Source organism: Oleiphilus sp. HI0079, from assembly GCF_001635105.1.
Genome location: NZ_LWFT01001178.1, coordinates 1 through 584 on the forward strand (window position 1 = coordinate 1; position 584 = coordinate 584).

At 44.3% G+C, this 584-nt stretch carries 1 protein-coding gene; it reads left to right on the forward strand.

The window, feature by feature from the left end; all coding sequences use genetic code 11:
• The coding region (locus tag A3750_RS20950; protein WP_156498801.1) for a tRNA modification GTPase at positions 1-584 on the forward strand (584 nt) is incomplete at both ends.

Consider the following 584-nt stretch of genomic DNA (forward strand, 5'->3'; position numbering starts at 1 on the left):
TTCTACGGACTTGCATCGATTACGGTGCTCGATTGGCCGAGCCTGGTGAATTTACACAGCGTGCATTTTTGAATGATAAGTTAGATTTAGTTCAAGCTGAGGCAATTGCAGATCTGATAGATAGTACCTCTGAGGCCGCTGCTCGGAGTGCTCTTCGATCTTTGCACGGAGATTTTTCAAAGCGAGTAACCGCTATTACGGACGAACTGATCAATATCAGAATGTTTGTAGAAGCTGCGATTGATTTTCCTGAAGAAGAGATCGATTTTTTAGCTGATTCTAAGGTGCTTCAACAGGTTGACGAACTAAAACTCAAACTTGAAAACATCATGAGTGTTGCAAATCAAGGAGCTTTGTTAACCGAAGGTATTCGAGTCGTTATTGCGGGTCGGCCTAATGCGGGCAAGTCGAGTCTGCTCAATGCGTTGGCTGGATCGGAGTCTGCCATCGTTACAGATATCGAGGGTACAACGCGAGATGTGCTTAAAGAGCAGATTTCTATTGATGGTTTACCTGTGCATATCATTGACACTGCCGGTCTCAGAGAGAGTAATGACAAAGTAGAACAGATAGGCATAGAGCGA